General features: G+C 71.8%; 28 protein-coding genes. 7 read left to right on the top strand and 21 right to left on the bottom strand.

Annotated elements, in window-relative coordinates; all coding sequences use genetic code 11:
- Positions 1 to 6 precede the first annotated feature (6 nt).
- Genes J5Y09_RS12460 through ccoN form a run of 3 tightly spaced genes read right to left on the bottom strand, consistent with a single transcriptional unit; the run spans position 7 to position 2,369 of the window.
- Complete coding sequence (locus tag J5Y09_RS12460; RefSeq protein ID WP_342451470.1) at positions 7 to 177, bottom strand: cbb3-type cytochrome oxidase subunit 3; 171 nt, start codon at positions 175 to 177, stop codon at positions 7 to 9.
- A gap of 10 nt (positions 178 to 187) precedes the next feature.
- On the bottom strand, positions 188 to 922 hold the full coding sequence (ccoO, locus tag J5Y09_RS12455; RefSeq protein WP_209352122.1) for a cytochrome-c oxidase, cbb3-type subunit II: 735 nt from the start codon (positions 920 to 922) through the stop codon (positions 188 to 190).
- 13 nt (positions 923 to 935) lie between these two features.
- Positions 936 to 2,369: a cytochrome-c oxidase, cbb3-type subunit I gene (ccoN, locus tag J5Y09_RS12450; RefSeq protein ID WP_342451469.1), complete on the bottom strand. Its 1,434-nt coding sequence runs from the start codon at positions 2,367 to 2,369 to the stop codon at positions 936 to 938.
- Positions 2,370 to 2,592: 223 nt separating this feature from the next.
- On the opposite strand from ccoN, the gene J5Y09_RS12445 reads away from it, so the two are divergent.
- Positions 2,593 to 3,369 (top strand): DUF2189 domain-containing protein, encoded by a 777-nt coding sequence (locus tag J5Y09_RS12445; RefSeq protein WP_209352120.1) that lies wholly within the window; start codon positions 2,593 to 2,595, stop codon positions 3,367 to 3,369.
- 3 nt (positions 3,370 to 3,372) lie between these two features.
- Here the strand turns inward: J5Y09_RS12445 and J5Y09_RS12440 are convergent, their stop codons facing one another.
- Entirely contained in the window at positions 3,373 to 4,110 is a 738-nt protein-coding gene (locus J5Y09_RS12440; RefSeq protein WP_209352119.1) for a sulfite exporter TauE/SafE family protein, read from the bottom strand.
- An 87-nt stretch (positions 4,111 to 4,197) separates the two neighbouring features.
- Between J5Y09_RS12440 and pdxA the strand changes: the two genes are divergently transcribed.
- From pdxA to J5Y09_RS12425, 3 genes are read left to right on the top strand one after another with little or no spacing between them, the layout of a single operon-like run.
- On the top strand, positions 4,198 to 5,169 hold the full coding sequence (gene pdxA, locus J5Y09_RS12435) for a 4-hydroxythreonine-4-phosphate dehydrogenase PdxA (RefSeq protein ID WP_209352118.1): 972 nt from the start codon (positions 4,198 to 4,200) through the stop codon (positions 5,167 to 5,169).
- The gene (locus tag J5Y09_RS12430; protein ID WP_209352117.1) at positions 5,166 to 5,897 is read left to right on the top strand and encodes a pyridoxine 5'-phosphate synthase; all 732 of its coding nucleotides are present in this window, start codon (positions 5,166 to 5,168) and stop codon (positions 5,895 to 5,897) included. Before pdxA ends, J5Y09_RS12430 begins: the two co-directional genes overlap by 4 nt.
- Positions 5,898 to 5,908: 11 nt before the next feature.
- A complete protein-coding gene (locus J5Y09_RS12425) occupies positions 5,909 to 6,712 on the top strand; it encodes an alpha/beta fold hydrolase (RefSeq protein ID WP_209352116.1) in 804 nt (267 codons plus the stop codon).
- A 111-nt stretch (positions 6,713 to 6,823) separates the two neighbouring features.
- Here the strand turns inward: J5Y09_RS12425 and J5Y09_RS12420 are convergent, their stop codons facing one another.
- The 4 genes from J5Y09_RS12420 to J5Y09_RS12405 all read right to left on the bottom strand — a co-directional run bounded on the left by J5Y09_RS12420 (position 6,824) and on the right by J5Y09_RS12405 (position 11,222).
- Positions 6,824 to 8,584 (bottom strand): ABC transporter transmembrane domain-containing protein, encoded by a 1,761-nt coding sequence (locus tag J5Y09_RS12420; protein ID WP_209352115.1) that lies wholly within the window; start codon positions 8,582 to 8,584, stop codon positions 6,824 to 6,826.
- Positions 8,585 to 8,907: 323 nt separating this feature from the next.
- Positions 8,908 to 9,687 (bottom strand): SDR family NAD(P)-dependent oxidoreductase, encoded by a 780-nt coding sequence (locus J5Y09_RS12415; protein ID WP_209352114.1) that lies wholly within the window; start codon positions 9,685 to 9,687, stop codon positions 8,908 to 8,910.
- 88 nt (positions 9,688 to 9,775) lie between these two features.
- Complete coding sequence (locus tag J5Y09_RS12410; RefSeq protein ID WP_209352113.1) at positions 9,776 to 10,120, bottom strand: hypothetical protein; 345 nt, start codon at positions 10,118 to 10,120, stop codon at positions 9,776 to 9,778.
- A gap of 127 nt (positions 10,121 to 10,247) precedes the next feature.
- Positions 10,248 to 11,222, bottom strand: a complete 975-nt coding sequence (locus J5Y09_RS12405; RefSeq protein ID WP_209352112.1) for a Bug family tripartite tricarboxylate transporter substrate binding protein — start codon at positions 11,220 to 11,222, stop codon at positions 10,248 to 10,250.
- Between the two features lie 107 nt (positions 11,223 to 11,329).
- Between J5Y09_RS12405 and J5Y09_RS12400 the strand changes: the two genes are divergently transcribed.
- The 3 genes from J5Y09_RS12400 (at position 11,330) to J5Y09_RS12390 (ending at position 13,581) form a co-directional block, all read left to right on the top strand.
- Positions 11,330 to 12,292, top strand: a complete 963-nt coding sequence (locus J5Y09_RS12400) for a sodium-dependent bicarbonate transport family permease (RefSeq protein WP_209352111.1) — start codon at positions 11,330 to 11,332, stop codon at positions 12,290 to 12,292.
- Between the two features lie 2 nt (positions 12,293 to 12,294).
- On the top strand, positions 12,295 to 12,597 hold the full coding sequence (locus J5Y09_RS12395) for a P-II family nitrogen regulator (RefSeq protein ID WP_209352110.1): 303 nt from the start codon (positions 12,295 to 12,297) through the stop codon (positions 12,595 to 12,597).
- Between the two features lie 66 nt (positions 12,598 to 12,663).
- Positions 12,664 to 13,581, top strand: coding sequence for a lytic transglycosylase domain-containing protein (locus J5Y09_RS12390; protein ID WP_209352109.1), 918 nt, complete (start codon positions 12,664 to 12,666; stop codon positions 13,579 to 13,581).
- Here J5Y09_RS12390 and J5Y09_RS12385 read toward each other — a convergent pair.
- The 13 genes from J5Y09_RS12385 to J5Y09_RS12325 all read right to left on the bottom strand — a co-directional run bounded on the left by J5Y09_RS12385 (position 13,550) and on the right by J5Y09_RS12325 (position 25,538).
- On the bottom strand, positions 13,550 to 14,746 hold the full coding sequence (locus J5Y09_RS12385) for a glycosyltransferase family 87 protein (protein WP_209352108.1): 1,197 nt from the start codon (positions 14,744 to 14,746) through the stop codon (positions 13,550 to 13,552). The two genes, J5Y09_RS12390 and J5Y09_RS12385, sit on opposite strands and share 32 nt — an antisense overlap.
- Positions 14,747 to 14,753: 7 nt before the next feature.
- Positions 14,754 to 15,506, bottom strand: a complete 753-nt coding sequence (locus J5Y09_RS12380) for a tetratricopeptide repeat protein (protein WP_209352107.1) — start codon at positions 15,504 to 15,506, stop codon at positions 14,754 to 14,756.
- Positions 15,506 to 16,471 (bottom strand): type II secretion system F family protein, encoded by a 966-nt coding sequence (locus tag J5Y09_RS12375; protein ID WP_209352106.1) that lies wholly within the window; start codon positions 16,469 to 16,471, stop codon positions 15,506 to 15,508. The genes J5Y09_RS12380 and J5Y09_RS12375 overlap by 1 nt, the downstream gene beginning before the upstream one ends.
- Before the next feature lie 4 nt (positions 16,472 to 16,475).
- Positions 16,476 to 17,435, bottom strand: coding sequence for a type II secretion system F family protein (locus J5Y09_RS12370; RefSeq protein ID WP_209352105.1), 960 nt, complete (start codon positions 17,433 to 17,435; stop codon positions 16,476 to 16,478).
- A 2-nt stretch (positions 17,436 to 17,437) separates the two neighbouring features.
- Positions 17,438 to 18,805, bottom strand: coding sequence for a TadA family conjugal transfer-associated ATPase (locus J5Y09_RS12365; RefSeq protein ID WP_245217084.1), 1,368 nt, complete (start codon positions 18,803 to 18,805; stop codon positions 17,438 to 17,440).
- Between the two features lie 3 nt (positions 18,806 to 18,808).
- Positions 18,809 to 20,020 (bottom strand): CpaE/TadZ family protein, encoded by a 1,212-nt coding sequence (locus tag J5Y09_RS12360; protein WP_209352104.1) that lies wholly within the window; start codon positions 20,018 to 20,020, stop codon positions 18,809 to 18,811.
- 10 nt (positions 20,021 to 20,030) lie between these two features.
- Positions 20,031 to 20,360 (bottom strand): hypothetical protein, encoded by a 330-nt coding sequence (locus J5Y09_RS12355; protein ID WP_209352103.1) that lies wholly within the window; start codon positions 20,358 to 20,360, stop codon positions 20,031 to 20,033.
- Between the two features lie 5 nt (positions 20,361 to 20,365).
- Positions 20,366 to 22,612: a type II and III secretion system protein family protein gene (locus tag J5Y09_RS12350; protein ID WP_209352102.1), complete on the bottom strand. Its 2,247-nt coding sequence runs from the start codon at positions 22,610 to 22,612 to the stop codon at positions 20,366 to 20,368.
- Positions 22,609 to 23,475 carry a Flp pilus assembly protein CpaB gene (gene cpaB / locus J5Y09_RS12345; protein WP_209352101.1) on the bottom strand — a complete coding sequence of 289 codons (867 nt, stop codon included), beginning with the start codon at positions 23,473 to 23,475 and terminating at the stop codon, positions 22,609 to 22,611. The genes J5Y09_RS12350 and cpaB overlap by 4 nt, the downstream gene beginning before the upstream one ends.
- Before the next feature lie 3 nt (positions 23,476 to 23,478).
- Positions 23,479 to 23,988 carry an A24 family peptidase gene (locus tag J5Y09_RS12340; protein WP_209352100.1) on the bottom strand — a complete coding sequence of 170 codons (510 nt, stop codon included), beginning with the start codon at positions 23,986 to 23,988 and terminating at the stop codon, positions 23,479 to 23,481.
- Positions 23,989 to 24,037: 49 nt separating this feature from the next.
- Complete coding sequence (locus J5Y09_RS12335; RefSeq protein WP_209352099.1) at positions 24,038 to 24,256, bottom strand: Flp family type IVb pilin; 219 nt, start codon at positions 24,254 to 24,256, stop codon at positions 24,038 to 24,040.
- Positions 24,257 to 24,549: 293 nt separating this feature from the next.
- Positions 24,550 to 24,750: a hypothetical protein gene (locus J5Y09_RS12330; protein ID WP_209352098.1), complete on the bottom strand. Its 201-nt coding sequence runs from the start codon at positions 24,748 to 24,750 to the stop codon at positions 24,550 to 24,552.
- 584 nt (positions 24,751 to 25,334) lie between these two features.
- Complete coding sequence (locus tag J5Y09_RS12325; RefSeq protein ID WP_209352097.1) at positions 25,335 to 25,538, bottom strand: Flp family type IVb pilin; 204 nt, start codon at positions 25,536 to 25,538, stop codon at positions 25,335 to 25,337.
- Positions 25,539 to 25,991: the final 453 nt, after the last annotated feature.

The following is a 25,991-nucleotide window of genomic DNA, read 5'->3' as shown; positions in this document are numbered from 1 at the left end:
TGCTCCTCAACGGCTCGGGCGCGCGACATCGTCGCGCAGCGGAATGTCGGCCTGGGATTCGAAGTGCTGCTTCCTCGACGGGCGCAGGACGAACCAGAGCATCCCGAGGAAGAGGACGAAGAACCACACGACCCAGAGGGTGCGGATCAGCGGCAGCTGGGAGGTCAGGGCTTCCACCGTCATCTCCTCAAGGCTGGCGCAGCTGCGCGGGCGTCACGTCGCGGAAGTCGACGAGCGTGCCCAGCATCTGCAGGTAGGCGACGAGCGCATCCATCTCCGTCACCACGCCGGGATTGCCGTCGAAGGCCGCCTGGCGGGCGCGGGCGTAGCGGCCCTGGAAGGCGGCCGCGTCCGCATCCGGCGTGGCCTGGGCGCGGAGGTCGGCGACCGCGTTCGCGATCATCTCGTCCGTGTAGGGCACGCCGACCGCGCGCAGCGCGCGCATCCGGGACTGCACGTCCGAGACGTCGAGCGGGCGGTCGAGGAAGGCGTAGGGCGGCATGATCGAGGCCGGCACCAGCGCGCGCGGGGAGCGCAGATGCGCCGCTTGCCAGTCATCCGAGTAGCGGCCGCCGACGCGGGCGAGGTCAGGCCCCGTGCGCTTGCTGCCCCACTGGAAGGGGTGGTCGTACATGCTCTCCGCCGCCAGGCTGTAGTGCCCGTAGCGTTCCAGCTCGTCGCGGAAGGGGCGGACCATCTGGGAGTGGCAGTTGTAGCAGCCTTCCCGGATGTAGATGTCCCGCCCGCGCAGCTCGAGCGGGGTGTAGGGGCGCACGCCGGCGACGCGCTCGATGGTCGTCTCCACCGCGAAAAGCGGGACGATCTGCGCGAGGCCGCCGATCGAGACCGTGATGAGCGTGAGCACGCCCATCAGGATCACGTTGCGCTCGATGATGCCGTGGTCGCGAAGCCAGGCGAACATGTGCGGTTCCTCCTTATTCGGCCGCGACGGCGATGGCGGAAGCCGCCGACGGCGCGGGCTCGGAGGCCTCGCTGTCGGTGACGGTCTTCCAGAGGTTGAAGGCCATGATCAGGGCGCCGCTCAGGTAGAGCACGCCGCCCAGCGCGCGGATCACGTAGTAGGGGTGCATCGCCTCCACCGTCTCCACGAAGGAGTACTGGAGGAAGCCGAGCTCGTCGTACGCCCGCCACATGAGGCCCTGCATGATGCCGGAGACCCACATCGCGGTGATGTAGAAGACGATGCCCAACGTCGCGAGCCAGAAGTGCCAGGCGATCAGCTTCTCGCTCCAGATCGCCTTCTTCCGCCACAGCACGGGGAACAGGTAGTAGAGCGCGCCGAAGGTGATGAAGCCGACCCAGCCCATCGCGCCGGAATGCACGTGGCCGATCGTCCAGTCGGTGTAGTGCGACAGGCCGTTGACCGCGCGGATGGACATCACCGGCCCCTCGAAGGTCGACATGCCGTAGAAGCCGACGGCGGTGACCGAGAAGCGCAGCGCGGGGTTGGTGCGCAGCTTGTCCCAGGCGCCCGAGAGCGTCATGAGCCCGTTGATCATGCCGCCCCAGGACGGCATCCACAGGATCACGGAGAACACCATGCCCAGCACCTGCGCCCAGTCGGGCAGCGCGGTGTAGTGCAGGTGGTGCGGACCGGCCCAGATGTACAGGAAGATCAGCGTCCAGAAGTGCACGATGGACAGCCGGTAGGAATAGACCGGCCGCTGCGCCTGCTTGGGGATGAAGTAGTACATGATCCCGAGGAAGCCCGCGGTCAGGAAGAAGCCCACCGCGTTGTGGCCGTACCACCACTGGATCATCGCCCCCTGCACGCCCGGGGGCGCGGCGTAGGAGGTGGAGGAGCCGAGGCTGATCGGGATCGAGATGTTGTTGCCGATGTGCAGCAGTGCGACGGTGATGATGAAGGCGAGGAAGAACCAGTTCGCCACGTAGATGTGCGGCTCCTGCCGCTTCACGATCGTCCCGCCGAACACGATCAGGTAGACGACCCACACGACCGTCAGCCAGAGGTCAACGTACCATTCGGGCTCGGCGTATTCCTTGCCCTGCGTGATGCCGAGCACGTAGCCGAGTGCCGCCATGACGATGACGAACTGGTAGCCCCAGAAGAGGAACCATCCCGCGTCGTCGCCGCCGAACAGCCGCGCGTGGCAGGTGCGCTGCACGACGAACAGGCTCGTGCACAGCAGCGCGTTGCCGCCGAAGGCGAAGATCACCGCGCTCGTGTGCAGCGGCCGCAGGCGGCCGAAGGTGGTCCATTCCAGGTCGAGGTTCAGCAGCGGGAAGGCCAGCTGCAGGGCGATGACCACGCCCACGAGGAACCCGACCACCCCCCAGAAGGCGGTGATCGCCGCGAAGGCGCGGATCGGCGCCTCCACATAGGTCACCTCCCCAGCCCTTGTCGCCTGCCCCGGAGCCAGGGCGGCGGTTGCCGTTGCTGCTGCCACGACCAATCTCTCCCACCACGGCCGCATGGCGGAGTCGCCATGCCTGCCACGGTCGGAAAGGAAGCGTTCCGGTCCGGATGCGTCCTTGATCCGGATCAATTCTCTCGCACTGCAACAGGCTAGGCTGCGATTCCGTCACGAAGGCTTCCGGGGGAACCGCGCCATGCCGAGCGAAGCGGACAGCGCCACGCGCCGACCCGCCCTGATTCGCACCGTGCCGCCCGATCGGCCCTGGGCGTGGCTGACGGCGGGATGGCGGGACCTGATGGCCAATCCGCAGATCGGCTTCTTCTACGGCGGCGCGCTGACGCTCGGCGGCTGGGCGCTGGCGCTGCTGCTGCTCTGGGCGCGCACAGCCTGGGCGATCCTGCCGGCCTCGGCCGGCTTCTTCATGGTGGCGCCGATCCTCGCCGCCGGGCTCTACGAGGCATCGCGCCTGCGCGAGGAAGGCCAGCCCGTCACCTTCGCCGCCTGCCTCAAGGGCTATACGCGCAATGCGGGGCAACTCGCCTTCATGGGCGTCGTGCTGCTGATCCTGCACCTGTTCTGGGTGCGCGTGGCGGCGCTGGTCTTCATGCTGATGTTTGGCATCAACTTCGCCCCGGCGCTCGAGGACCTGCCCATGGCGATGCTGCGCTCGCCCATGCTGCTCCCCTTCCTCATCGTGGGCACGGCCGCCGGCGCGGTGCTGGCGGCCGGCGCCTTCGCCATCTCCGCCGTCTCGATCCCCATGCTGGTCGACAAGGACATCACGGCGATGGAGGCGATCTCGGTCTCCGTCCGCGCCGTCATCGCCAACCCGCCGGCGATGATCTTCTGGGCCGGGCTGATCGTGGTGTTCACGGCGATGGCCATGGTGCCCTTCTTCCTGGGCCTCGCGCTGGTGATCCCGCTGGTCGGGCACGCCACCTGGCACGCCTATCGCGACCTGGTGCGGTAGGCGTCAGGCCACGAGCCTGACCGCCATCGCGCCCAGCATCACGCCGTTCAGCGCGAACAGCGCGGCACCCGCGACGCGCATCCCCGGCCCCGCGCGCCGCCCGAAGAAGCGCCCGAGCAACGCCACGCCCACCAGCGCCGGCACCGTTCCGGCGACGAAGGCGAGCATGGCGAGCGCGCCGCCAAGCGCCGATCCGGTCGCCGCGGCTGCCGCCAGCGCGCCATAGAGCAGCCCGCAGGGCAGCGCCGAGAGCATCAGGCCGAGTGCGACACCGCGCAGCCCCGTGGGTGCCGCGATCAGCGCGCCCATGCGCGCCTCGATCCCCGCCGGCAGGCGCGGCGCGGGAAGGCGCGGCAGCAGCGCTGCGATGCGCGCGCTCGCCTGCGCCAGCATCAGCAGCGCCGCGAGGACCAGCAGCGCGGCGAGCAGGAAGCGCAGCCCCGTGCCGAGCGCGACAAGCCCCGCGAAGCCGCCGGCCAGCGCGCCGAGCAGCCCGTAGCCCAGCGCGCGCCCCAGGTGATAGGGCGCGAGCGCCGCACCCGAAATCCGCGCCAGCATCCCGCCGGCCGCCGCGCGGTCCGCGACCGCGGCCGATTGGGCGATGACGAAGGGCCCGCACATGCCCGCGCAATGCGTCGCACCGCCGGCCAGCCCCGCCAGGAACAGCGCGGCCATCACCATCGGCACCCCGCCCGGGCCGATCGCCGTCAGGTCATGGAGGCAATTCGCCAGGAACTCCATGACGTCTGGATAGCATGGCAGGCACGCCCAGGCTTGCGCCGGCGCAAGCCCTCGCCAGACGCCGGCTGCGGGGCTACATCCGGGGCGATGCGCCCGCTTGCCCTCACCATGGGAGAACCCGCCGGCATCGGCGCCGAGATCGCCGCCGGCGCCTGGACGGCGCTGCGCGCGGCCGGCCCGGCCTTCTTCCTGATCGACGACGCGACGCGGCCCTTCGCGGTGCCGGTGCGCGCCATCGCGGCACCCGAGGACGCGGCGGCGGTCTTCCCTGATGCGCTGCCCGTGCTGCACCGCCCGCTGCCCGCCCCACCCGTGCCCGGCCGGCCGGACACCGCGAACGCGGCCGCGACCATCGCCGCGATCACCGAGGCGGTCGAACTGGCCAAGGCGGGCCGCGCCGCCGGCGTGGTGACCAACCCGATCCAGAAAGCGACGCTCACGGCCGCCGGCTTCAAGCACCCGGGCCACACCGAATATCTGGGCGAGATCGCGGGCACCGGCATCCCGCCCGTGATGATGCTCGCCTGCCCCGAACTCCGCGTCGTGCCCGTCACGGTGCATGAGGCGCTCGCGCGCGCCATCGCGCGGCTGACGCCCGCCATGATCGTCGAGACGGCGCGCATCACCGCCCGCGCGCTGCGCGACGAATTCGGCATCGCGGCACCACGGCTCGCCATCGCGGGGCTCAACCCGCATGCGGGGGAAGCGGGCACGATGGGGCGGGAGGATATCGAGATCGTCGCCCCCGCCGTCGCGACGCTCCGTGCGGAGGGGATCGACGCGCGCGGCCCGATGCCGCCCGACACCATGTTCACCGCGCTGGCGCGGCCCACCTACGACGCGGCGATCGGCCTGTATCACGACCAGGTGCTGATCCCGATCAAGACGCTCGACATGGCGGGCGGCGTGAACGTCACGCTCGGCCTGTCCATCGTGCGCACCAGCCCGGACCACGGCACGGCGCTCGACATCGCGGGGACGGGCCGCGCCGATCCTGCATCATTGATCGCGGCCATCCGCCTGGCGGCGGAACTGGCGCGCGCCAGGGGTTTCGCATGACGCATCTCGATCTCTCGGTGAACGTCGATCACGTCGCCACGCTGCGCAACGCGCGCGGCGGGACCTTCCCCTGCCCGGTCGAGGCCGCGCGCGTCGCGGTCGAGGCGGGTGCCGACGGCATCACCGTCCATCTGCGGGAAGACCGCCGCCACATCCGCGACCGCGACGTGGAGCGCATCCGCGGCGAGGTCGCGACGCAGCTCAACTTCGAGATGGCGGCGACCGAGGAGATGGTCGCCTTCGCCGAGCGCATCCGCCCGCCCTATTGCTGCATCGTGCCGGAAAAGCGCGCGGAACTGACGACCGAAGGCGGGCTCGACGTGCTGCGCGCCGGGCCGTTCCTCGCGCAGGCCGTGCAGCGGCTGCGCGCCGCGCATGTGCGCGTGTCGATCTTCATCGAGGCCGATCCGGCGCAGATCGAGGCCGCCGCTCGCATCGGCGCGCAGGCGATCGAACTGCACACCGGCACCTACGCCGAAGGCCCGGTCGCCGACCGGCCGGCGCAACTCGCGCGGCTGCGGCGCGGCGTCGAGGCGGCGCGCGCCGCCGGGCTGCTCTGCCACGCCGGGCACGGGCTGACCTACGACACGGTCGGCCCGATCGCCGCCTGGCCCGAGGTGACCGAGGTTTCCATCGGCCATTTCCTGATCTCGCAGAGCGTGTTCGAAGGACTGCCCGCCGTGGTGCGGCGCTTCCGCGCGCTGATCGACGCCGCGCGCGCGGCCTGAGGAGGAACGCCATGCCGAGCATCGCCGTCGACGGCTACGACATCGCCTATGCCGAGGCCGGGTCCGGCCCGCCGCTCGTCATGGTGCACGGGACGCTGGGCGATCAGCGGTCCTGGTCGGCGCAGATGGCGCCCTTCGGCGAACGCTTCCGCGCGATGGCGGTCAGTCTGCGCCATTGCTGGCCCGGACGGTGGGAGGATGGCGGGGATTTCACCATCGCGCGCCACACCGCCGACATCGCCGGGTTCATCCGCGCGCTCGGCGCCGGGCCGGTGCGGCTGATGGGCCATTCGCGCGGCGGGCACATCGCCTTCCGCGTCGCCCAGCACCATCCGGAACTGATCGCGGCGCTGGTGCTGGTGGAACCTGGCGGGGAACTGGACGAAAGCCTCGGCGGCGCGCCGCCGGCGGGCAACCAGGCCTCCGCCTTCGCCAAGGCCGCCGCGCTGATCGCCGAGGGGCGGGAGGAGGAAGGCCTGACCGTCGTCGCCGAGCATACCGGCGGCCCCGGCGCCTGGGCCAAGCGGTCGGAAGCGCGCAAGGCGGTGAACCGGGACAATGCCCGCACGCTGCTCGGCCAGATCCATGAGCAGCGCAGCCCCTATCGCCGCGCGGAGGCCGAAGGCATCCGCACGCGCACGCTGCTGATGGGCGGCAACCAGTCCCAGCCGCAATTCGGGCGGATCCTCGATGCGCTGGAAGGGGCTATGCCGAACGCGACGCGCGTGACGATCCCGAACGCGGCGCACAGCGTCCAGGCGGACAATCCGGCGGCGTTCAACGCGGCGGTGCTGGACTTCCTCGGCCAGGGTTGAACGGAGGGGCCTTGCCCCTCCGCACCACCCCACCAAAGGCCGAAAGGCCTTTGGAAACCAGGATTTGGGTGCGCCGGAACCGTTCAGGAGGCGCGGCGAAAACGCGCGCCTTCAGGCATCCGTGAACTGCAACGCGGCCAGCCGCGCATAGAGCCCGCCTTCAGCCAGCAGCGCCTCATGCGTGCCGGTCGCGACGATGCGTCCGGCTTCCATCACCACGATCCGGTCCGCGCGGCGCACAGTGGCTAGGCGATGGGCGACGACGATGGTGGTGCGCCCGCTCGTCAGCCGTGCGAGCGCCTGCTGCACGGCATGCTCGCTTTCGGCATCCAGCGCGCTCGTCGCCTCGTCCAGCAGCAGCACCGGCGGATCGCGCAGGATGGCGCGGGCGATCGCGATGCGCTGGCGCTGCCCGCCGGAGAGCGTGACGCCGCGCGCGCCGAGATGCGTCGCGAATCCCTCGGGCAGCGCGGCGATGAAACCGGCGGCGGAAGCGGCCTCGGCGGCGGCCGCGACCTCGGAGTCGCTCGCCTCGGGCCGGCCGTAGCGGATGTTGTCGGCGACGGTCGCGCCGAAGATCACCGGGTCCTGCGGCACGACGCCGAGGCGCGCGCGCACCTCCTGCGGCGTCGCGCGCGCGATGTCGACGCCATCGAGCAGCACCTGCCCGCTGTCAGGGTCGTGGAAGCGCTGCAGCAGCGCGAGCACCGTGGTCTTGCCCGCCCCCGAGGGTCCGACCAGCGCGACCGTTTCCCCCCGCGCGACATCGAGCGTGAAGCCGTCGAGCGCCTTCGTCTCCGGCCGCGACGGGTAGCGGAAGGTGACGTCGCGGAAGGCGACGCGGCCCTGCGGCGGCGGCAGGGGCAGCGGGTCCGCCGGCGCGGCGATGGCGGGGCGGACGATCAGGATCTCGCCCAGCCGGTCGGCCGCCGCGGCGGCGCGCTGGATCTCGCCCCATAATTCGCTGACGGTCGCCCCCGCGCTCGCCAGCATCACGGCGTAGAAGACGAAGGCGGTCAGGTCCCCGCCGCTCATCCGCCCCGCGATCACGTCCTGCCCGCCGACCCAGAGGGCGAAGGTGATGGCGCCGAAGCCGAGCAGGATGACGGAGAGGATCAGCACCGTGCGGTTCGCCACGCGCTTCAGCGCCGCCTGCACCGAGCGTTCGGAATCGGCGCCGTAGCGGCGCCGCTCCGCATCCTCCTGCGTGAAGGCCTGGACGGTGCGCATGGCGTTGATCGCTTCCTCGGCGCGGGCGGCGAGGTCGGCGATGCGTTCCTGCGCGGCCTTGGACAGGCGCCGTTCGCGTCGCCCGAAGGCGATCATCGGCAGCACGACCAGCGGCACGACCACCGCCATGATGCCGGCAAGCTTGGGGCTGGTCAGCACGAGCATGGCGAAGGCGCCGATGCCGGTCAGCGCATTGCGCAGCCCCATCGAGACGGCCGAGCCGATCAGCGACTGCAGCAGCGCGACATCCGCCGTCAGCCGCGACATCAGGTCGCCGGTGCGCGCGGTGTCGTAGAAGGTGGCGTCGAGCCGCGTCAGATGGTCGAACACCGCCGCGCGCAAATCCGCCGCGACGCGTTCGCCGAGCCAGGTGACCAGGTAGTAGCGCAGCGAGGTCGCGACCCCGAGTCCCGCGACGATGCCGCCCATCACCAGCGCCGCTTGGTTCAGCGCGCCGGGCCCGCCGGAAAACCCGTCGTCGATGATGTGCTTCAGCCCCTGCCCGACCGCGAGGGTGAGCGCGGCGGCGGCGACCAGCGCGGTCGCGGCCCCCGCGGCGCGCAGCAGATAGGGACGGAGGAAGGGCAGCAGCAGGCGCAGCGCCGTGACGCTGCGCGGCCGCGCAGCCGCGCTATCGGCCATCCGCGCCCTCAGCCACCCGCACCACCCCGGCGGATCGCGCGCCGCCTCGATCCGCGAGCGCGAAGCGCGACCGCGCCCAAACCATCAGCCACGCCAGGCGCGACAGTCCACGGCGCGCAAGCCAAGCGCGCGGATGCGCGCGCCGGCGCCTGAGGCACACCCAAACGGATCGAGGCCCCGCCTCGATCCGGGAGCGCAAAGCGCGACCGCGCCCAGACCATCAGCCGTGCCGGGCGCGACAGTCCACGGCGCGCAACCCAAACGGCCGGATGGCCGCGCCGGCGCCTGAGGTCAAAAAAGACTCCGCGCCGGCGCCTGAGGCATCAAACATGCTGCCCGCCATTGATGTGCAGTTCCGCGCCGTTCACGTAGGACGACGCCTCGGTGCAGAGGAAGTAGATCGCCTGCGCGACTTCCTCCGGCCGGCCCAGCCGGCGCATGGGGATCTGCTCCCGCACGATCTTCTCGGTGCCGGGCGACAGGATCGAGGTGTCGATCTCCCCCGGGCTGATCGCGTTCACGCGGATGCCGAGCGGCGCGAAGTCGCTCGCCATCTCCCGCGTCAGGCCGGCCAGCGCGGCCTTTGAGGTGGAATAGGCGACGCCGGCGAAGGGATGCACGCGCGACCCGGCGATCGAGGTGACGTTCACCACCGACCCCTTGGCGCGCTGCAGGGGTTCCACCAGCCCGCGCGCCAGCAGGACGGGGGCGAAGAAGTTCACGCGGAAGACGCGCAGCCAGCCCTCGAGGTCCATCTCCAGCGAGCCGAGGCGCGACCCGCCGGGCCCTTTCGGCGAGATGGCGGCGTTGTTGACCAGGGCGTGCAGCAGCCCGTTGTCGGGGGCGAGGCGCGCCTGGATCTCCTTGACCGCGAGCTCGGTCGCGGCAGGGTCGGTCAGGTCGAGCTGGATATGGTCCTCGGGCCCCATTTCCCACGGGCATTGCTCGGGGAAGGGCTGGCGCGAGACGGTGATGACGCGCCACCCGGCGGCGGAGAAGCGCTTGACGGTCGCATGGCCGATGCCGCGCGACGCGCCGGTGAGGAGAAGGACGCGCCGCGGCTCATTGGATGGCCTGCTTCGCGTCCCCGTGCTGCCCGCCATGCAATACCTCCGCGCTTTCGATTGTGCGCGGGTATAGCGCGGATGGGCTCAGGGCACACCCGGCGCGCATGCGCCGGGTGGGTAACGGTCAGGCCGCGAGGCGCGGCGCGACGGTGGGGCCGAAGGCCGCGGCCCAGGACGGCGCGGCGCGCAGCAGGCGCTCGAGCGCCGCGACAGGCAGCGATTCCGCGTATTCGAAGGCGGTGACGGCGATCTCGTCCCAATGACGGGCGATCTCGGTGACCGCCTGCACCGCCGGGTCCGTCACGGACGGCAGGGCGATGGCGCCCGCATCGGCCAGGCGCGCGGCGCGACGGGCGGTGACGATCACGCGCGCCGCCTGCTCCAGGCGGATGCGGTCGGCAAGGCTGCCGTCGGCCAGATCGGCGATCGCACGGGCCAGGGCATTGGAATCACGGGCGTTCACGGTCATCAGGTCCCCCTTCGGGCGTTGCGCGCGGCCTCCCCCATTCTCTTCGCGCGTGGCGCCGATATTGGTCATGAATCGGTCAAAACAAGCACCGTACTCGCCGCAATCCTGCCACGAGGCGGGCCGGCGGTTACTCGGGCTCGATCCCCGCCGCGCGCGCCTGCTCGCCCCAGAAGGCGATCTGCTCGCGGATGAAGGTGCCGAATTCGGCGGGGGTGGAGGTGACCCGCTCGATGCCGAAATCACCCAGGCGCCGCTCCGTCTCCGGCCGCTCCCACACGCGGCGGATCGCGCCGTTCCAGGCCATGACCGCTTCCTCCGGCATGCGGGCGGGGCCGACGGCGCCCATGAAGGACAGCAGTTCGAATCCGGGCAGCCCCACCTCGGACAGGGCCGGCCAGTCCGGGAAAAGCGGCGTGCGGCGGGCCGAGGTGATGCCGAGCGGCTTGAGCTTCCCCTCGGCGAGGAAGGCGCGGGAGGCCGCGACATCGGCGAACATCGAGCTCACCCGCCCGGCGATCACGTCCGTCATGGCGGGGGGCGAGGACCGGTAGGGGACATGCGTCACCTCGACGCCGCCGATCCGGTTGAGCATCGCCGCGCCGACTACGCCCGTGGTGTTGCCGGACGCGCAGGTGAAGCGGCCCGGCTGCGCCTTCGCCAGCGCCAGGAATTCCGCCATCGTCCGGGCCGGCACCTGGTCGTTCACCGCGAAGACGAAGATGTACGTGCCCATGCGGGAGATGGCGGTGAAATCCGCCACCGCGTCGTAGGTCGGGCGCCGCATCAGCGCCGGCGTGGCGCCATGCGGGCTGTTCGTTGTGATCATCACAGTGTGCCCGTCCGGCGCGGCGCGGGCGGTCGCGACCGCGGCGATGGCGCCGTTCGCGCCGGGCCGGTTCTCGACCACCGGCTGGATGCCCCATTCCTGCTCGAGCAGCGAGGTCAGCAGCCGCGTCACCGTGTCGGTCCCCGACCCCGCCGCGAAGGGAACGATGAAGGTGACGGGCCGCGTCGGCCGCCAGGCGCTGCCCTGCGCCCGGACCAGCGCGGGGGCGGCGAGCGGTGCGGCGAGCAGCGCGCGGCGCGGCAGGGTGAAGGCCATCGTCGTTTCCTCCGGTGTGCTTGGTTGGCCGCAGGGTCGCAACCGCGGGGCCGAAAGTCCATCGGGGCCTGGACATCGGCGCGGCGGGCCGCCAAGAGCGCGCACCCATGCCGATCGCCGACCTGCTGCCGCCGCCCGTGCTGTTCTTCGCCCTCGGCTTCGCCGCGGCGGCGTTGCGGTCTGACCTGTCCGTGCCGGATGCGCTGGCCAAGGCGCTGTCGCTGTACCTGATGATGGCGATCGGGCTGAAGGGCGGCATCGCGGTGGCGCAGCCCGGGGCCGCGGCGGCGATGCTGCCCGCGCTCGGGCTCGGCGTGGCGCTGTCCGCCCTGCTGCCCATCCCGGCCTATGCCATGCTGCGCGCCGGCACGGGGCTGGACCGCGCGACGGCCGCGGCGGTCTCGGCGCATTACGGCTCGGTCAGCGTCGTCACCTTCGCCGCGGCGGCGGGGCAGTTGGACGCCGCGCGCATCCCCTATGAAGGCTTCATGCCGGCGGTGCTCGCCGCGATGGAGACGCCGGCCATCCTGACCGCCCTGCTGCTCGCGCGCCGCGGCGGCGCGGCGACCTCGGGCGGGCCGCGCGAACTGGCGCATGAGGTGCTGCTGAACGGGTCGGTCGTGCTGCTGCTCGGCGCCTTCCTGATCGGCTGGATCGCCGGCCCCGCGGCGGACCGGCAACTGGCGCCCTTCATCACCGGGCTGTTTCCCGGCGCGCTCTGCCTCTTCCTGCTGGAGATGGGGCTGACGGCGGCGCGGCGCCTGCGCGACCGCGGGCGCGGGCTCGATGCGCGGCTGGTGGGATTCGCGCTGCTGATGCCGCTGATCGGCGGCGCGGCGGGGCTCGGGGCGGGGCTGCTGGCGGGGCTTTCGCCCGGCGGCGTGGGGCTGATGGCGGTGCTCGGGGCCTCGGCCTCCTACATCGCGGTGCCGGCGGCGATGCGCATGGCGCTGCCCTCGGCCGATGCCGGGATCTACGTGACCCTCTCGCTCGCGGTGACCTTCCCGTTCAACATCCTGGCCGGCATCCCGCTCTGGCTCTGGGCGGCAAGGGCGGCGACGGGGGGGTAGCGGTGCACGCGCGCAAGCGGATCGAGATCGTGGTGGAGGCCGTGCGGGCCGAGGCGGTGACGGCGCTGCTCGACCGGCTGGGGGCGACCGGCTGGACGGTGCTGCCGGTGCTGGCCGGGCGCGGGCGGCAGGGCATCCGCCGCGCCGGGGACCCGGGCGGGGTCGACGACAACGTGGTGGTGCTCTGCATCGCGTCGGAGGCGGTGGCCGAGCGGATCATGGGCGCGCAGGCGGAACTTCTCGGCGCCCGCCCGGCCATCGTCAGCATCACGGAATGCCAGGTGCTGCGGGCGGATCATTTCTGATCCGTCCCGATGAGCCCTTGGCCTTCGGACTTGACCCGGCGCGGCGGATCGGTCCATGACCGGCGCATGCCGATGCGACGCCGCCTCGCGCCCCTGGCCCTCGGCCTGGCGCTGCCGTTCATGGCACTCCCCGCCGCAGCGAACGCGCCCCGCCAGCCCGAGGCTGCGCGCATGGCCCAGGCGCGCCCGGCCGCAACCCCGGCGCGCCCCGCCCCCGCCGCCCAGCCCCGCCAGGTCGCCGCCCGCGTGCCGGCCGCCGCCGCGGCGCCCGTCATCGTCTCGAGCCTCGATCCCTGGAGCGCCTGCGCCCAGGCCATCGCCGCGGCCGAGGCGAATTCCGGCCTGCCGCCGGGCCTGCTCGGCGCCATCGCGCGGGTGGAAACGGGCCGCCGCGCGCCGGGCGGCGGCGTCCAGCCCTGGCCCTGGTCCTACAACGCCGCCGGGGAAGGCCGCTACGCGGCGAACCGCCCGGAAGCCGTCGCCGAGGTGCAGGCCCTGCAGGCGCGCGGCGTGCGGTCCATCGACATCGGCTGCATGCAGATCAACCTTCTGCACCACCCGGACGCCTTTCCCAGCGTCGATGCCGGCTTCGACCCCGCGACCAACGTCGCCTACGCCGTGCGCTTCCTGCGCGCCCTGCATGCCCGCACCGGGGACTGGGCGACGGCGACCGCGCAATATCACTCCGCGACGCCCGAGCGCGGCGCGATCTACCACCAGCGAGTCATGACCGCGATGACGGGCCAGGGCTTCATGCCCGGGCCGGCGCCGGGCGTGATCCCGCTCCCCGGGCCGCAGATGGCGGGGCTTTGCGCCTCCGGCCGCGGCGCCGTGCTGCTGCTGGGGTCGCGCGAGCCGAACCTGATGCCGATCGTCGGCGCGCCGAGCGTCGAGCTTCGCCTGCGCGGCACCCCGCAGGCCGCCGGCCCGGCGCGGCCGCGCATCATGTGCCTCAGGACGTCGTCGCGCACCGCGCCGGGCTGAACCGCCAGGCCCGGTCCCGCCGGCAGGCGAGCCACAGCACCAGCCCCCAGGCGAGCGGCATGACCAGCGGAAAGGGGCGGAGGACCAGCATCGCCGGCCACAGGCAGGCCGCGACCAGCAGCGGCTTTTCCCAGGGCAGGAACCCGTCGCGCAGCGCGGCGCGGGCGAGGAACAGCACCGCGATCGCGATGGCCGGCGAATCATACCCCCAGACATAGGGCGTCAGCAGGTAGGCCGAGGCGATGCCCGCCGCCGCGCGCGCTTCCTCGGGCCCTTCCGGCCGGCGCAGCCACAGGCGCAGCGTCAGCGCCGCGGCGGCCAGCGCCACGATCCCGTGCGCGAGCATCGCCGCGCGATCTGCCCCCGTCAGCCGCGCGACGAAGGCGAAGACCGACTGGATGCGGGGCGAGACCTCGATCCCCGGGCCCAGGAAGCGTTCGGCATTCCCCCCGATGGAGGGGAGGAAGGCGAGCCAGGTCGCGCCCCCGAAGGCGAGCCAGGACAAGGCCATGGCCGCGAGCGCCGCGGCCGCGGCGGCGGCGAAGACCCGCCAGCGCCCGGTCAGCGCCAGGATCAGCGGCAGCAGCAGGCCGAATTGCGGCTTGACCGTCAGCAGCCCGAGCGCGAGGCCCGCCGCCCAGGGCCGCCGGTCCATCAGCGCGAAGGTCAGGCCAATCAGTCCCGCCGTCAGCAGCCCGTTCTGCCCCACGCTCGCGGTCAGCAGCACCGGCGGGGCGGCGAGCGCGGCGAGCATGGCGGCCGGCCGCGCCAGCACCGCCCACGCGGCCGCGGCATGGACCACGCCCGTCGCCAGCACCCAGGCGAGCCAGCCCCAGGCGTAAGGCAGCATCGCGAAGGGGATGACCACGAAGAAGAAATGCGGCGGGTTCAGCCAGGCGAGGGAACTGATCGCATCCGGCGGCGCGCCCACCGTCTCGGCCTGCGCGGCCTGCAGGACATGCCAGTGATAGGCCTGTGGCGCCTGTCCCGCGAGGGCGAGGCGGCCGGCCGTGTGGAAGGCAAGGAAGTCGGTGGGCGGGGCCCCGTCGGCGCGGAACAGCGTGCCGACGAGCAGGATGGCGAAGTAGAGCGCCACGACCGCGCCGCCGAACAGCGCCACGCGCGCGCCGGTCAGCCAGCGCATCTCCCCCGCGCCGCCGGGCATGGGAGGGTCAGCTGCGCCCGTCGCCGGGCGTGACCTCGATGACCTGGCGGTTCGTGCGGAAGCTCTCGCCGAGGGCGCGGACGTCGCCGCCTTCCTCGCCGAGCACGTTGCGCGCCGCGGCGACGTCGCCCGTGGCGGCGAGCGAGATGCCGTAATTGGCGGTGACGCGCTGCGGCGCGTCCGACCGGCGGGCCAGCGGCTCGAGCACCGCGCGGGCTTCGTCCGGACGGCCGTCGAGCAGCAGCGACAGGCCGAGGTTGTTGGCGACCGAGATCCGGTCGGGATCGACCGCCTGGGCGCGGCGATAGGCCTCCTGCGCTTCCGGATGCCGGCCCATCAGGTCGAGCGCGACGCCGCGGCCGTCGAGCGCGTCGACGTTGCGCGGTTCGGAGGCGAGCACGCGGTCGAACAGGCCGAGCGCCTCCCCCGCCGCGCCGTTGCGCAGGCGGAGCCGGCCGAGCGTGACCATCAGCGGCCGGGCGTTGGGAGAACGTTCCACCGCCGCGGCGAGCACCTGCTCGGCCTGGCGCATGTTGCCCGAGCGCATGAGGGCGCCGGCGAAGCGGGCCTGCACCTCGGGATTGTTCGGGTCCCGCGCCGCGGCGGCGCCGTACATCGACAGGGCCACGTCCATCTGCCCCTGCGACTCCGCCGTGCTGGCGACGCGCAGGCGGGAGGCGGTGTCGGGGTCGCGCGGCGCATCGCTGTTCGCGCAAGCGCCGAGGGCAAGGGCGAGAAGCAGGGCTGAAGGGCTGCGCATCACTGGTCCATGCCGGAGAGGAGGCCCTTGCCGAGTTCGAGCACCGAAGGGCCGACCAGGGCGATGAAGACCGCCGGCATGATGAAGAGAATCAGCGGAATCACCAAGAGCGCCGGCAGGCGGATCGCCTTCTCCTCGATCCGCAGCATGCGGTCCTGGCGCATCTCGGCCGCCAGCACCCGCAGGGCCTGGGCCAGCGGCGTGCCGTACTTCAGGGTCTGGGACAGGGTCCCGCCCAGACGCTTGAAGCCGTCGAATTCCGAACGCTCGGCGAAGCGCTCCAGCGCCTGCCGGCGGTCGGGCAGCATGCGCAGCTCCTGCACCAGCACGAGGAAGGCGATGGCGAGCGGGCGGTTGCTGTTCTCGATCTCCCGAGCGACGCGGTCGAGCGCGGTCTCGATCCCGAGCCCCGCCTCGGCGCAGACGACAAGGAGGTCGAGCGCGTCCGGCAGGCCCTTGCGCAGCTTCTCCTGGTGCTTGCCCTTCAGGTAGGACAGGACGAAGTTCGGCCCGAAGATCGAGAAGAAGATGCCGCCGAAGACGACGAAGGCGGTCTGCGGCCCTCCCATGTTCGTCACATGCGCGTAGGCGTAGGCGAGCACCGGCAGCGCCACCATCAGCACCGCCTTGACGCCGATGAAGGTCGGCACCGCGGCGCGCGGATTGAGCCCCGCCGCGGCGATCGCCATCTGGAAGTCGCCGATGTCCTTCTCGGACACGATGGCGGTGTTGCGCAGCATCTCGCCCAGGCGGCGGAAGGGCGCCGCAGCCGCGCTCGCGCCGGCGGCGCCGGCGACGGCGGAGGGCTGGTCGGCCGCGGGGCGCACCAGGCCGCGCACGCGGCCCGAGATGTCCTTGTCCTCCGCCCCGCGCGCGAGCAGCACGGCGGCGAGGATGGCGAAGAATATGGCGCCGCCGACGGCAAGGACGGCGAGCAGCCCGGAACCCTGGATCTGGTCGATCATCGCCTCAATCCGATCCCGCGCGCTTGATCATCCAGCGGATCACGAGGTAGCCGAACACCGAGAAGCCGAGCCCGACCATGAGCAGCTTCTGCCCGGTCGGGTTGTAGAAGAAGTTCTCGATGTAGAAGTCCTGGATCTGCGACATGGCCAGCGCGGCGATGTAGGGCAGCACCATCAGGATACCGGCCTGCATGCGCGCTTCCGCCGCCAGCGCCTTGGCCCGCTTGGCGAGCGCGACGCGCTTGCGGACGATGTCGGCGAGGTTCTCGAGCGTCTCGGCCAGATTGCCGCCGGTCTGGGACTGCAGGCCGAGCGTGACCGCGAGGAAGGAGAATTCCGGCAGCTCGGTGCGCTTGTACAGCCGCATCAGCGCCTGGTCGACCGGCCGGCCGACGGCGACATCACCCAGCATGCGCGCGAATTCCTCGCGCAGCGGAGCCGTCATCTCGGCCGCGACGCTGCGCATCGCCTCGCCCACCGGAAGGCCGGCGCGGATCGCGCGGACCATCATCCCGATCGCGTCCGGGATCTGGACGAACATCGATTCGACGTAGCGCTGGTGCTGCCAGCCGAACAGGCCGCGGATGGCGAAGAAGCCGAGCACGATGCCGAGCGGCACCGACATCGAGCGGCCGATCAGGAAGCCGATGTAGTAGCCGCCGAGCGCGCCCGCGATCACGCCGAGCAGGATGGTCAGCCACCAGGGGATGACCTGTTCCTGCGGCAGGTCCGGGTTGAAACGCAGCAGGCGAAGGAAGCGCTGGACCAGCGGCTGCGTCTCGTTGGTCTGCAGCCGGATGCTCGGAAGCCCCGATTGCAGCGCGGCCTGCGACTCCAGCGCGCCGGCGACCGAGACCCTCTCCTTCAGGCGGCGCGCCTGCCCCGTCTTCACGAGCGTCACGATCCCCGTGACGAGCGCGAGGGTCAGGAGGGCGCCGACGCCGAGGAGGAGGGTCTGGTCCATGTTCAGGCCTCCTGGAGCGCGCGCATCCAGGGGTCGAGCATGCCGAAGTAGTTGAGCCGCTCGACGAAGGCCGGGCGCATGCCGGGCGAGACCCAGGAGCCGCGCAGGCGCCCGTCCGCGTTCTCGCCCTCGTACTGGAAGGTGAAGATGTCGTTCATCGTGATGACATCGCCTTCGAGGCCGCAGATCTCGCTGACCTGGGAGACGCGGCGGCCGCCGTCGCGCATGCGCTCGATCTGCACGATGACGTCGACCGCCGCGGCGATCTGCGTGCGGATGGCGCGCGAGGGCAGCGTCGCCTGGCCCATCATCACCATGTTCTCGATACGCGTCAGCGCGTCGCGGGAGGAGTTGGCGTGGACGGTACAGAAGGACCCGTCATGGCCCGTGTTCATGGCCTGCAGCATGTCGAAGGCCTCGGGGCCGCGGACCTCGCCGACGATGATCCGGTCGGGCCGCATGCGCAGCGCGTTGCGCACGAGCTCGCGCGCGGTGATCTCGCCGCGGCCCTCGAGGTTGGCGTGCCGGGTCTCGAGGCGCACCACATGGGGCTGCTGCAGCTGGAGTTCGGCCGCGTCCTCGATCGTGACGATGCGCTCGCCATGGTCGATCAGCCGCGACATGGCGTTGAGCATGGTGGTCTTGCCCGAGCCCGTGCCGCCCGAGATCACCACGTTCAGCCGGCAGCGCGCCGCGATCTCGAGGATCCGCTGCACCGGCGCGGACATCGACCCGTTCGCGGCGAGCGAGCCGAGGTCGTAGCGCTTCTTGGCGAACTTACGGATCGAGATGCAGGGCCCGTCGAGCGCGAGCGGGGGGAAGACGATGTTGACGCGCGAGCCGTCGAGCAGGCGCGCGTCGCACAGCGGGCTCGATTCATCGACGCGCCGGCCGACGGTCGCAGCGATCTTCTGCGCGATGGCCGCGACCTGGGCGGAGGAGCGGAAGCGCACATTGGTGCGGATCAGCTTGCCGCGGACTTCGACGAAGACGTTGTCCGGCCCGTTCACCATGATGTCGTTGATGGTGTCGTCGGCCAGCAGCGGCTCGAGCGGGCCGTAGCCCACCATGTCGCGCGCGATCTCCTCGGCGATGCGCGACTGGTCGCGCGCCGAGATCTCCATGCGCTCGCGGCTCGCGAGCTCATGCACCAGGGCGTCGAGCTGCTGGCGCAGCGCGGCCGGCGGCAATTCGCCCGCGACGACCGGGTCGATCCGCTCGAGCACCAGGGTGCGCAGCCGCGCCAGTTCCGCGCTGTCCGACAGCGCGATGTCAGCGGCCGAAAGGTTGACCGACCTCGCCATCCCATCGGTCGAGATCGGCACCGGGAGCTGCGAGGTGCCCTCGCTCCGTCGCCCGAAGGGTCGCATGGTTCAGCCTCCGCGTCCGAAAAGCCGCGCGAACAGCGAGCGGGACCTTTCCGCCGCGCGCACGGCCGCGATCTCCTGCGTGAGCTGGGACAGCGCGCGCCGCAGCGGCGGGCTGTCGCGCAGCGCCGGGCGGCCGAGATTGGCCGCACGCGGCAGTTGGCGCGGCAGGTCGGGAATCACGACCTCGGGTGCCGCGCCGATGCCCTCGGCCACCAGCTTGTCCGGCAGGTAGCCGCGGCGTCCCGCGCCGTTCAGCACGGTCATGACACGGCCCGGCGCGCCGGTCGTCGAGACGAGCTTCCGGGTCGAGACCGTGTCGCGGATGCTCGCGACATCCGGCCCAAGCACGAGCACGACGTGCCGCGCGCGCTGCAGGACCAGCTTCTCCACCGGCCCGGGCGGCATCGGCAGGTCGACCACGACATGGTTGAAGCGCTGGCGCAGCATGTCGATCACGCGGCGCACGCCTTCCTCGGTCGGGCAGGTATCGGCCTCCATCGGCTCCTCGGCCGCGATCAGGCGGACGCGTTCGCCGATCGGCACCGCCACGCGGTCGAGGAAGAGGCTGTCGACGCGCTCGGGTTCCTCGAGCGCGATGCGCAGGCCCGAGGTGACGCGCGCGCCCAGCATCATCGCCGCCGTCCCGCCGCGCAGATGCAGGTCGAGGATGGCGACGTGGCTGTGCGTCGCTTCCTCGAGTTGCAGGGCGAGGTTGACCGCGAGCGTCGTCGCGCCGACGCCGCCGTGCACGCCGCAGACCACCGTCACCTGGCCGCCGCGGTCCTGGCCGACATCGCTGCTGCCCTGGACATGCGGGGCGAACAGCCTCGCGACATTGTCACGCGTCAGCGGCTTGTGCAGGTATTCATGCACGCCGATATTGCGGGTAATGTCGCGGTAGAATCCGATTTCGGTCCTCTCGCCAACGACAAGAACGCGAACGTCCGGCGTGCAGACCGAGGCAAGGTCGTCGAGCGCGGCGAAAGGATCCTCCACGCCGCTGATGTCCACGATCAGGATGCGGGGCGTCACTTCCTTCTCGAGCGACTTCACCGCCGTGCGGACCGTGCCGCGCCGGATCTGCATCCCGAGCACGTCGCCCAGGCCGCCACGGATGGCGGCCTCGCTCGCCTCGTCCGAGACGAAGACCGTGAGCGTCGGACGGTCCGCCGAGGTGATCGCCCCGCCGCGCTGGGCGTCGGGGACTTCACGCATCGCCATAGGTTCAGCGCCCACCGCCGCCCCCTCCCCCGCCACCGCCGCCCTGCGACACGCCGGCGGCACCGCCGCCGCTGCCGCCGATGTCGGACAGGCCCGCCGGCAGGGCGGGCCGCGCGCCGGCCTCGAGCGCACGGACAGCCGCCGCGCCCTGCTGGCCGCGATCCGTCGCGGCACCCACGCCGCGGTCGAGATGCGCCGGGTCGACAATCATGGCGCGGAGGTTGCGATCGTTGATCCCATCCGCCTGCCAGGTGTACGGGCGGTCGAAATCCGTGTCGGCGCAGGCTGCGAGGCCGAGCGCGACGAGAAGCACGGGGGCGGGGTGGCGAAGCATGGCCATCACTCCACGATGAACCCGGCCGCCGCGGGCGGCCTGATCTGGCGATAGGGCGGCTGCGATCCGGTCTGGCGGCGCATCAGCACGCGCTCGAGATCCGTCGCCGGCCGGAAGGTGTCGAGCGGCGTCCCGAGCGCCGAGGGGTCGGACACCGGCCGGACGAGATAGGGCGTGATGATGATCACAAGCTCCGTCTCGTTGCGGCGGAACCGGTCGGAGCGGAACAGCGTGCCCAGCACCGGGATGTCGCCGAGGCCGGTGATGCCGCTGTTGTTGATCGAGGAGTTGCGGCTCAGCAGGCCCGCGATCGCGAAGCTCTGGCCCGAGCCGACCTCGATCGTCGTCTCCGCGCGGCGGACCGACAGGCCCGGGACGCGCACCGTGCCGCCGGCGACGGGGAAGACCACCGAATTCGCCTCGGACAATTCGCTGACTTCCGGGCGGACGCGCATGTTCAGCCGCTCGGGGCTGAGCACGGTCGGCACGAAGGCGAGGCTGACGCCGAACTGCTTGAACTCCACCGTCAGCGCGTTCGAGTTGCCCGAGGCCGCGACCGGGACCGGGAACTCGCCGCCCGCGAGGAAGGAGGCCATCTCGCCCGACTGCGCCGTGAGGTTCGGCTCGGCGAGGATGGTGATCAGGCGGTCCTGCGCCAGCGCGTCGACGATGCTGTTGATGTCGAAATTGCCGCTTCTGAAGCTGGCGCCGACCAGGCCGCCCGTGCTCGTGCCTGCGCCGGTGATCGCCCCGATCACGCTGCCCACCACGCCCCCGCCCGTGCGCAGCCCGAGCTGCCAGGTGCCGTCGTTGAAGGCCGCGAGCCAGTTGAAGCCGAGGTCGCGCGTCACTTCGCGGGAGATCTCGGCGACCCGCACGCGCAGGTTCACCTGGATGCCGGACAGCAGGGTGAGGTTGTTCAGCACCTCCCGCCCCTCGCCGGCCATGCCCTTGGCCACCGCCTCGGCGCGCGAGGCGTCGGCGGCGGTCGGCACCATGCCCGACAGCACGATCGGGCCGCGGTTGGTCATGGTCACGCGCACATTCTGCCCGCCGCGCACCGTGCGGCGGATCATGCTCTGCACCTGGCCGGCGGTGACCGCGGGCATCGCGGCCGCGGCGCCGACCGGGGCGACCTGCGCCGCGCCGGCCGCGCTCGACTGCACGCTGATGTCGAATTCCGCGACCAGCGATCCGTCCTCGCGCGTCGCGATCAGGTTCGTCCGGCCCGGATTGACGCCCATGATGAAGAGGCTGGTGGGCGATGCCGGCTGCACGCGCGCGATGCGCGGGTCGGCGACCAGCACCGTGAGCGCGGCCGCCGGCAGTTCGACCAACCGGCCGGATCCCTGCTCGAGCACCAGCGGGCGCGTCAGCGTCGCACCCGGCGCGGGCGCCGACACCTGCGGCATGCCGGGGACCTGCGGCACCTGCGGGGCCTGCTGCGGGAAGCCCTGCGCCTGGGCCTGCGGGATGAAGGTCGTCCCCGGCGCCTGCAGCGGCACGGTGAAGGCCGGCGGGCGGGTCGGGGGCAGTTGCTGCGCCTGCACGGTCTGGACGCCGCGCGAAGCCGGGGCGCCCAGCGCATCCGGCACCAGCACGTTCGCCGGGGCGGACGGCACGATCGGCGAGGTGCTCGCCAGCCGCGCCATCGCCGCGCCCGGGGCGGCCGGGGCGGGCAGCCGGGTCGCGGCGGCAAGGTCGCTCAGCACGTTCTCGGTGCTCGGCGCGCCTTCGGCCAGGGCGGTCGGGACCGTCGCGACGGACCGGGGGGCGGCCGCCATGGCCGCCGGCGCGCCGGGGTCGAGGATGTCGACCACGAGCTTCGGCCCGTGGTGGAAATGCCGGAAGCGGGCGCCTTCGCGCGCCGCGATCCGCACCTCGCCGCCCGTCGCGGCAAGGCCCAGCACGTTGCGCGGCGGGGCGGAGACCGCGCCGACCATGGGCCGGCCCGGCTCGGCGAAGCGGAGGACGAGCGTGTCGCCCTCGACCGTGGCCTGGTAGTCGGTGCGCGCGCTCCAGTCGAAGACGACGCGGCCATAGCCCGGGTGGCTGCCGACGCGGACGCCGACGGCCGGCGCATCGGAGGCGGCGGCGGGATCAGCCGCCGCCGCGCTCCGCGCCGGCTCGGCGGACAGGGCCAGAAGGGGGAAGGCCGAGACCGCCGCCAACAGGAGAAGCCGTCCGGGGTTGGCCGTCCCTGCCCGCAGGGGGCGGGAGCCGTTCTCCCCGGTGAAGCGCACCAGCATCATCGAAACGTAACCTCCTGCTGCGACCCGCCCTGGATGATGCGCATGCGCGGCGCCGCCGGCGTGGGTGCCTGGGGGCCCGTCAGGGCCGACGAGACATCCGAACCGAACACGAGGGACGGCCGGGGCGCGGAGGCCTCGGGCACGCCCTCGATCGAACGCACAACCAGCGAGATGCGACCGAGCTGCATCGCGACCGCCACCCGTTCCGCCTGTTCGGGCGTCACTTCGAGCGTCACGGTGCGGGCAACGACACGTCCCGCCGTAGCATCCGTGCCGCTATGGCTGATCTGCTGGTCCACCGCAATCACCCGGACTGCCGACAGGATGGTCTCGCCGACGACTCGCCGTCCAGGCGATTCTTGGCCGCCGGACTGCAGGTTCTGGGTCAGGATCAGGTCCACCTCGTCGCCCGGCCAGATCAGGCCGGAGGCGCCGGTGACGACATCGACGCCGATCGAGATGGCGCGCGTGCCGGGCCGCAGCACCGCGGCAAGGAAGCCGCGGTCCCGCGGGCGCAGCACGTCGGTGCGGATGATCGGCGTGTTCGGGTCGACGAAGCGGCGCAGCAGCGCGCCGCGCAGCTCGGCGAGCGCTTCGCCGCCGCCGACGAAGGCGCCCTCGGGCACCGCGTCGCCGGGGATCTCCATCTCGCGCAGGTCGTCGTCCTTCAGCAGCGTGCCGATGGACAGCGGCCTGGCCGCGACCACCATGCGCACCCGCGGAACGGGGGCGACGGAGGGGGGCGCTTCCACGCGCACCACCTGCTGGGGCTGGCCGGCCGGCTGCATGAGCTGCAGGCCCAGGATGCCGAGGCCGGTGGCGCTCAGCACCAGGGAGAAGATGACAAGAAGCCGCAGGAACATGGCTTAGGCTCCCGGCAAGTTGAGGAGGACAAGGGTGCCGCCGATCGCGATCGCGACGGCGTAGGGAAGCGGCCCGCGGCGCCGGACGCGCCGCGCCTCGACCGCCAGGACGCGGCGAAGCAGCGGGCCGCCCGGCGCAAGGCGGGTCTCGGGGACGAGGTAGCGTCCCAATATATATGCAAGGCCCAGGACGCCGCCGGCGAAGACCGTGGCCACCACGAAGGACCAGGTCTCGAAGGGCGAGAGCCCCGCGGCGAGCGCCGCCATAAGCTTGACGTCGCCGCCCCCGAGCAGCCCGCGCATCGCGAGCGGCAGCAGGGCCGCGAAGACCGCGATGGCGACCAGCAGGGAGATGCCGGCCTCGGTCCAGCCGACCATGGCGCGGGCGGCGATGCCCGCGACGAGGATGCCGATCGAGACGCCGTCGGGGATCAGCCGGGTCGCGATGTCGCGCGCCGCGGCGAAGCAGAGGAGCGGGATCGCGACGATCTGGAGGAGCAGCACGCCACTCATCTCGGTCCTGTCCCGTTCGCGGGGCGTTGGTGGGTGGCCACCGGCCGCACTAGCGGGCGGCAGCCGGCAGGGATGCCTGGGTGGAGGTGATGGCCGTCCCGGCATCGCTGAAGGCGTTGACCAGGTACGGGGAGAAGCCGAGCACGGCACCGCCGACCATGATGACCACGCCAACAGCCAGGATGGCATATTCCGCCGCCGTAACGCCGCGCGTATCGCGGACGCCACGGAAGAGGCGGCATAAAATAAAGGTGAACCGATCCTGCATTGTGCAGCCCCGTCTCCCCGAGTGAACCGCATGGCCACCGCGACTTGGCGTGACCATTACGACACAAGCCGCTCGAACCCAAGGGTGATCCGGGCTGACGGCGGGATCCGCAGTCGGGTCCCGCGTCGGCGCGACGGCACCGCGGGCATCAGGCCACTTGGCCGGTCTTCGGCGGTGGCCGGGGCCCTCCCCCGCGTCTGATCAGGCGGGGCAGGGCCAGGCGGACCCCCCCTTCGGCTGCCCGGACCCGCCGCGTGGCGGGGTCCGGGCGATAACCGATGGGGTAGGCGACGTCAGCGGCTGACGGAGGTCTGCGTGCTGGTGATCTGCGTGCCGATCGCGGTGAAGGCGTTGTTCAGGGCCGGCGCGAAGGCGAGCACGGCGCCGCCCACCACGATGACCACGCCGACGGCGAGGATGGCGTATTCGGCGGCGGTCACGCCCTTGCGGTCGGAAGCGGCGCCACGGATGGAGGCGAGGAGCTTGCGGATCATGATATTCCCCTTCGGTCAAAAAACGGACGAGCCTGTTGCGGACCGCCAGCCCCACGCCCGCTCGACGGGGCGCCTTCTGAGGATGGTGGGAGGCTTTGCTCACGCTTTCGTGTGTGCTTGACCTCGAGACGGAGTGAACAACTTGGTTAAGCAGGCGTCAACGCTAAAAATTGAGATTCAGCGATTTTTTTACCGATCATTCGCTTTCGACCAGCAATTTTGTTCGCGTTTTCCGGCAGGCTTTCCTTGTAACTGGCTGTTTTTCCTTCGTTAGTCATCAACACACCCGGAGGTTGCAGGGCTGTCCGTTGCGGGTGATGAAATTCTGGATTTCGCAACCTTTCAGCGCCGGGCGGGCTCGAGCGGGACGGCGACGCCTCACCCGCAGCTCTCCCCGACGGGCGACGGCCACCAGGTGTGGCGCGGAGAGCGCCAAGGGGATCGGGAGGGGAGGCTTTGGATGCCATCGCATCGATGGCCCGGCCCGGGGAAGGCCCGCTCAAGGCGGGCGGGGCCGAACGCCCGCGCGCCATTCGCCGCGGGCGTGGAGGGCGCCGGCGCGCGTGGCGCCGGCGCGTCCAGGATCAGCGGGCGCGGACCGAGGTCTGCGTGCTGGTGATCTGCGTGCCGATCGTGGTGAAGGCGTTGTTCAGGGCCGGCGCGAAGGCGAGCACGGCGCCGCCCACCACGATGACCACGCCGACGGCGAGGATGGCGTATTCGGCGGCGGTCACGCCCTTGCGGTCGGAAGCGGCGCCACGGAGGGAAGCGAGGAAGGTGCGGATCATGGGGGTTTCCTTCGGTACGGACACGCGAGCGGGTTGAGGACCTCGCGCCCCACGCCTGCTCGCCAGGACGATATTCGGGACGGTCGGCAAGCGGCGCCAACGAGAACGTCAGCAACCGCCCTGGCGCGACTAAACAGTTTCGTTAATCAGATGTGAACGATCTTTTTTGAGATTCGGGCTCTTTTTCACATATTTGTTTTTTCGAATGGATCGACGCACGAGTTTCGTCGTCGCGCATCCAGCGCATCAGATTGAATTTCCGAAGGAATTCGATGGGGCGGCGCCCATCTTGGAGTCGGCGCCGCGCTGGCGACGACAACGGGCGTGAGGCGCGAGTCCGACCCGGATGGCCGAGGCAACGCCCACGGCACCCTGCCTTCCGCCACGCCCTGGCATTCGCCGACCCGACGGAAGGCGCCGGCGCACGGGGCGCCGGCGCGCATGGCGCGGGTG

The organism is Roseomonas nitratireducens, assembly GCF_017813355.1.
Classification (GTDB): domain Bacteria; phylum Pseudomonadota; class Alphaproteobacteria; order Acetobacterales; family Acetobacteraceae; genus Neoroseomonas; species Neoroseomonas nitratireducens.
Note: the sequence above shows the minus strand (reverse complement) of the source record. Positions and strands in the feature narration are given on the sequence as shown.

Coding starts and splice junctions, on each gene's coding strand:
- ccoO (WP_209352122.1), bottom strand. CDS start 922: ATGTTCGCCTGGCTTCGCGACCACGGCATCATCGAGCGCAACGTGATC.
- J5Y09_RS12445 (WP_209352120.1), top strand. CDS start 2,593: ATGCCGAGCGAAGCGGACAGCGCCACGCGCCGACCCGCCCTGATTCGC.
- J5Y09_RS12440 (WP_209352119.1), bottom strand. CDS start 4,110: ATGGAGTTCCTGGCGAATTGCCTCCATGACCTGACGGCGATCGGCCCG.
- pdxA (WP_209352118.1), top strand. CDS start 4,198: ATGCGCCCGCTTGCCCTCACCATGGGAGAACCCGCCGGCATCGGCGCC.
- J5Y09_RS12430 (WP_209352117.1), top strand. CDS start 5,166: ATGACGCATCTCGATCTCTCGGTGAACGTCGATCACGTCGCCACGCTG.
- J5Y09_RS12425 (WP_209352116.1), top strand. CDS start 5,909: ATGCCGAGCATCGCCGTCGACGGCTACGACATCGCCTATGCCGAGGCC.
- J5Y09_RS12420 (WP_209352115.1), bottom strand. CDS start 8,584: ATGGCCGATAGCGCGGCTGCGCGGCCGCGCAGCGTCACGGCGCTGCGC.
- J5Y09_RS12415 (WP_209352114.1), bottom strand. CDS start 9,687: ATGGCGGGCAGCACGGGGACGCGAAGCAGGCCATCCAATGAGCCGCGG.
- J5Y09_RS12410 (WP_209352113.1), bottom strand. CDS start 10,120: ATGACCGTGAACGCCCGTGATTCCAATGCCCTGGCCCGTGCGATCGCC.
- J5Y09_RS12405 (WP_209352112.1), bottom strand. CDS start 11,222: ATGGCCTTCACCCTGCCGCGCCGCGCGCTGCTCGCCGCACCGCTCGCC.
- J5Y09_RS12400 (WP_209352111.1), top strand. CDS start 11,330: ATGCCGATCGCCGACCTGCTGCCGCCGCCCGTGCTGTTCTTCGCCCTC.
- J5Y09_RS12390 (WP_209352109.1), top strand. CDS start 12,664: ATGCCGATGCGACGCCGCCTCGCGCCCCTGGCCCTCGGCCTGGCGCTG.
- J5Y09_RS12385 (WP_209352108.1), bottom strand. CDS start 14,746: ATGCCCGGCGGCGCGGGGGAGATGCGCTGGCTGACCGGCGCGCGCGTG.
- J5Y09_RS12380 (WP_209352107.1), bottom strand. CDS start 15,506: ATGCGCAGCCCTTCAGCCCTGCTTCTCGCCCTTGCCCTCGGCGCTTGC.
- J5Y09_RS12375 (WP_209352106.1), bottom strand. CDS start 16,471: ATGATCGACCAGATCCAGGGTTCCGGGCTGCTCGCCGTCCTTGCCGTC.
- J5Y09_RS12370 (WP_209352105.1), bottom strand. CDS start 17,435: ATGGACCAGACCCTCCTCCTCGGCGTCGGCGCCCTCCTGACCCTCGCG.
- J5Y09_RS12365 (WP_245217084.1), bottom strand. CDS start 18,805: ATGCGACCCTTCGGGCGACGGAGCGAGGGCACCTCGCAGCTCCCGGTG.
- J5Y09_RS12360 (WP_209352104.1), bottom strand. CDS start 20,020: ATGCGTGAAGTCCCCGACGCCCAGCGCGGCGGGGCGATCACCTCGGCG.
- J5Y09_RS12355 (WP_209352103.1), bottom strand. CDS start 20,360: ATGCTTCGCCACCCCGCCCCCGTGCTTCTCGTCGCGCTCGGCCTCGCA.
- J5Y09_RS12350 (WP_209352102.1), bottom strand. CDS start 22,612: ATGATGCTGGTGCGCTTCACCGGGGAGAACGGCTCCCGCCCCCTGCGG.
- cpaB (WP_209352101.1), bottom strand. CDS start 23,475: ATGTTCCTGCGGCTTCTTGTCATCTTCTCCCTGGTGCTGAGCGCCACC.
- J5Y09_RS12340 (WP_209352100.1), bottom strand. CDS start 23,988: ATGAGTGGCGTGCTGCTCCTCCAGATCGTCGCGATCCCGCTCCTCTGC.
- J5Y09_RS12335 (WP_209352099.1), bottom strand. CDS start 24,256: ATGCAGGATCGGTTCACCTTTATTTTATGCCGCCTCTTCCGTGGCGTC.
- J5Y09_RS12330 (WP_209352098.1), bottom strand. CDS start 24,750: ATGATCCGCAAGCTCCTCGCCTCCATCCGTGGCGCCGCTTCCGACCGC.
- J5Y09_RS12325 (WP_209352097.1), bottom strand. CDS start 25,538: ATGATCCGCACCTTCCTCGCTTCCCTCCGTGGCGCCGCTTCCGACCGC.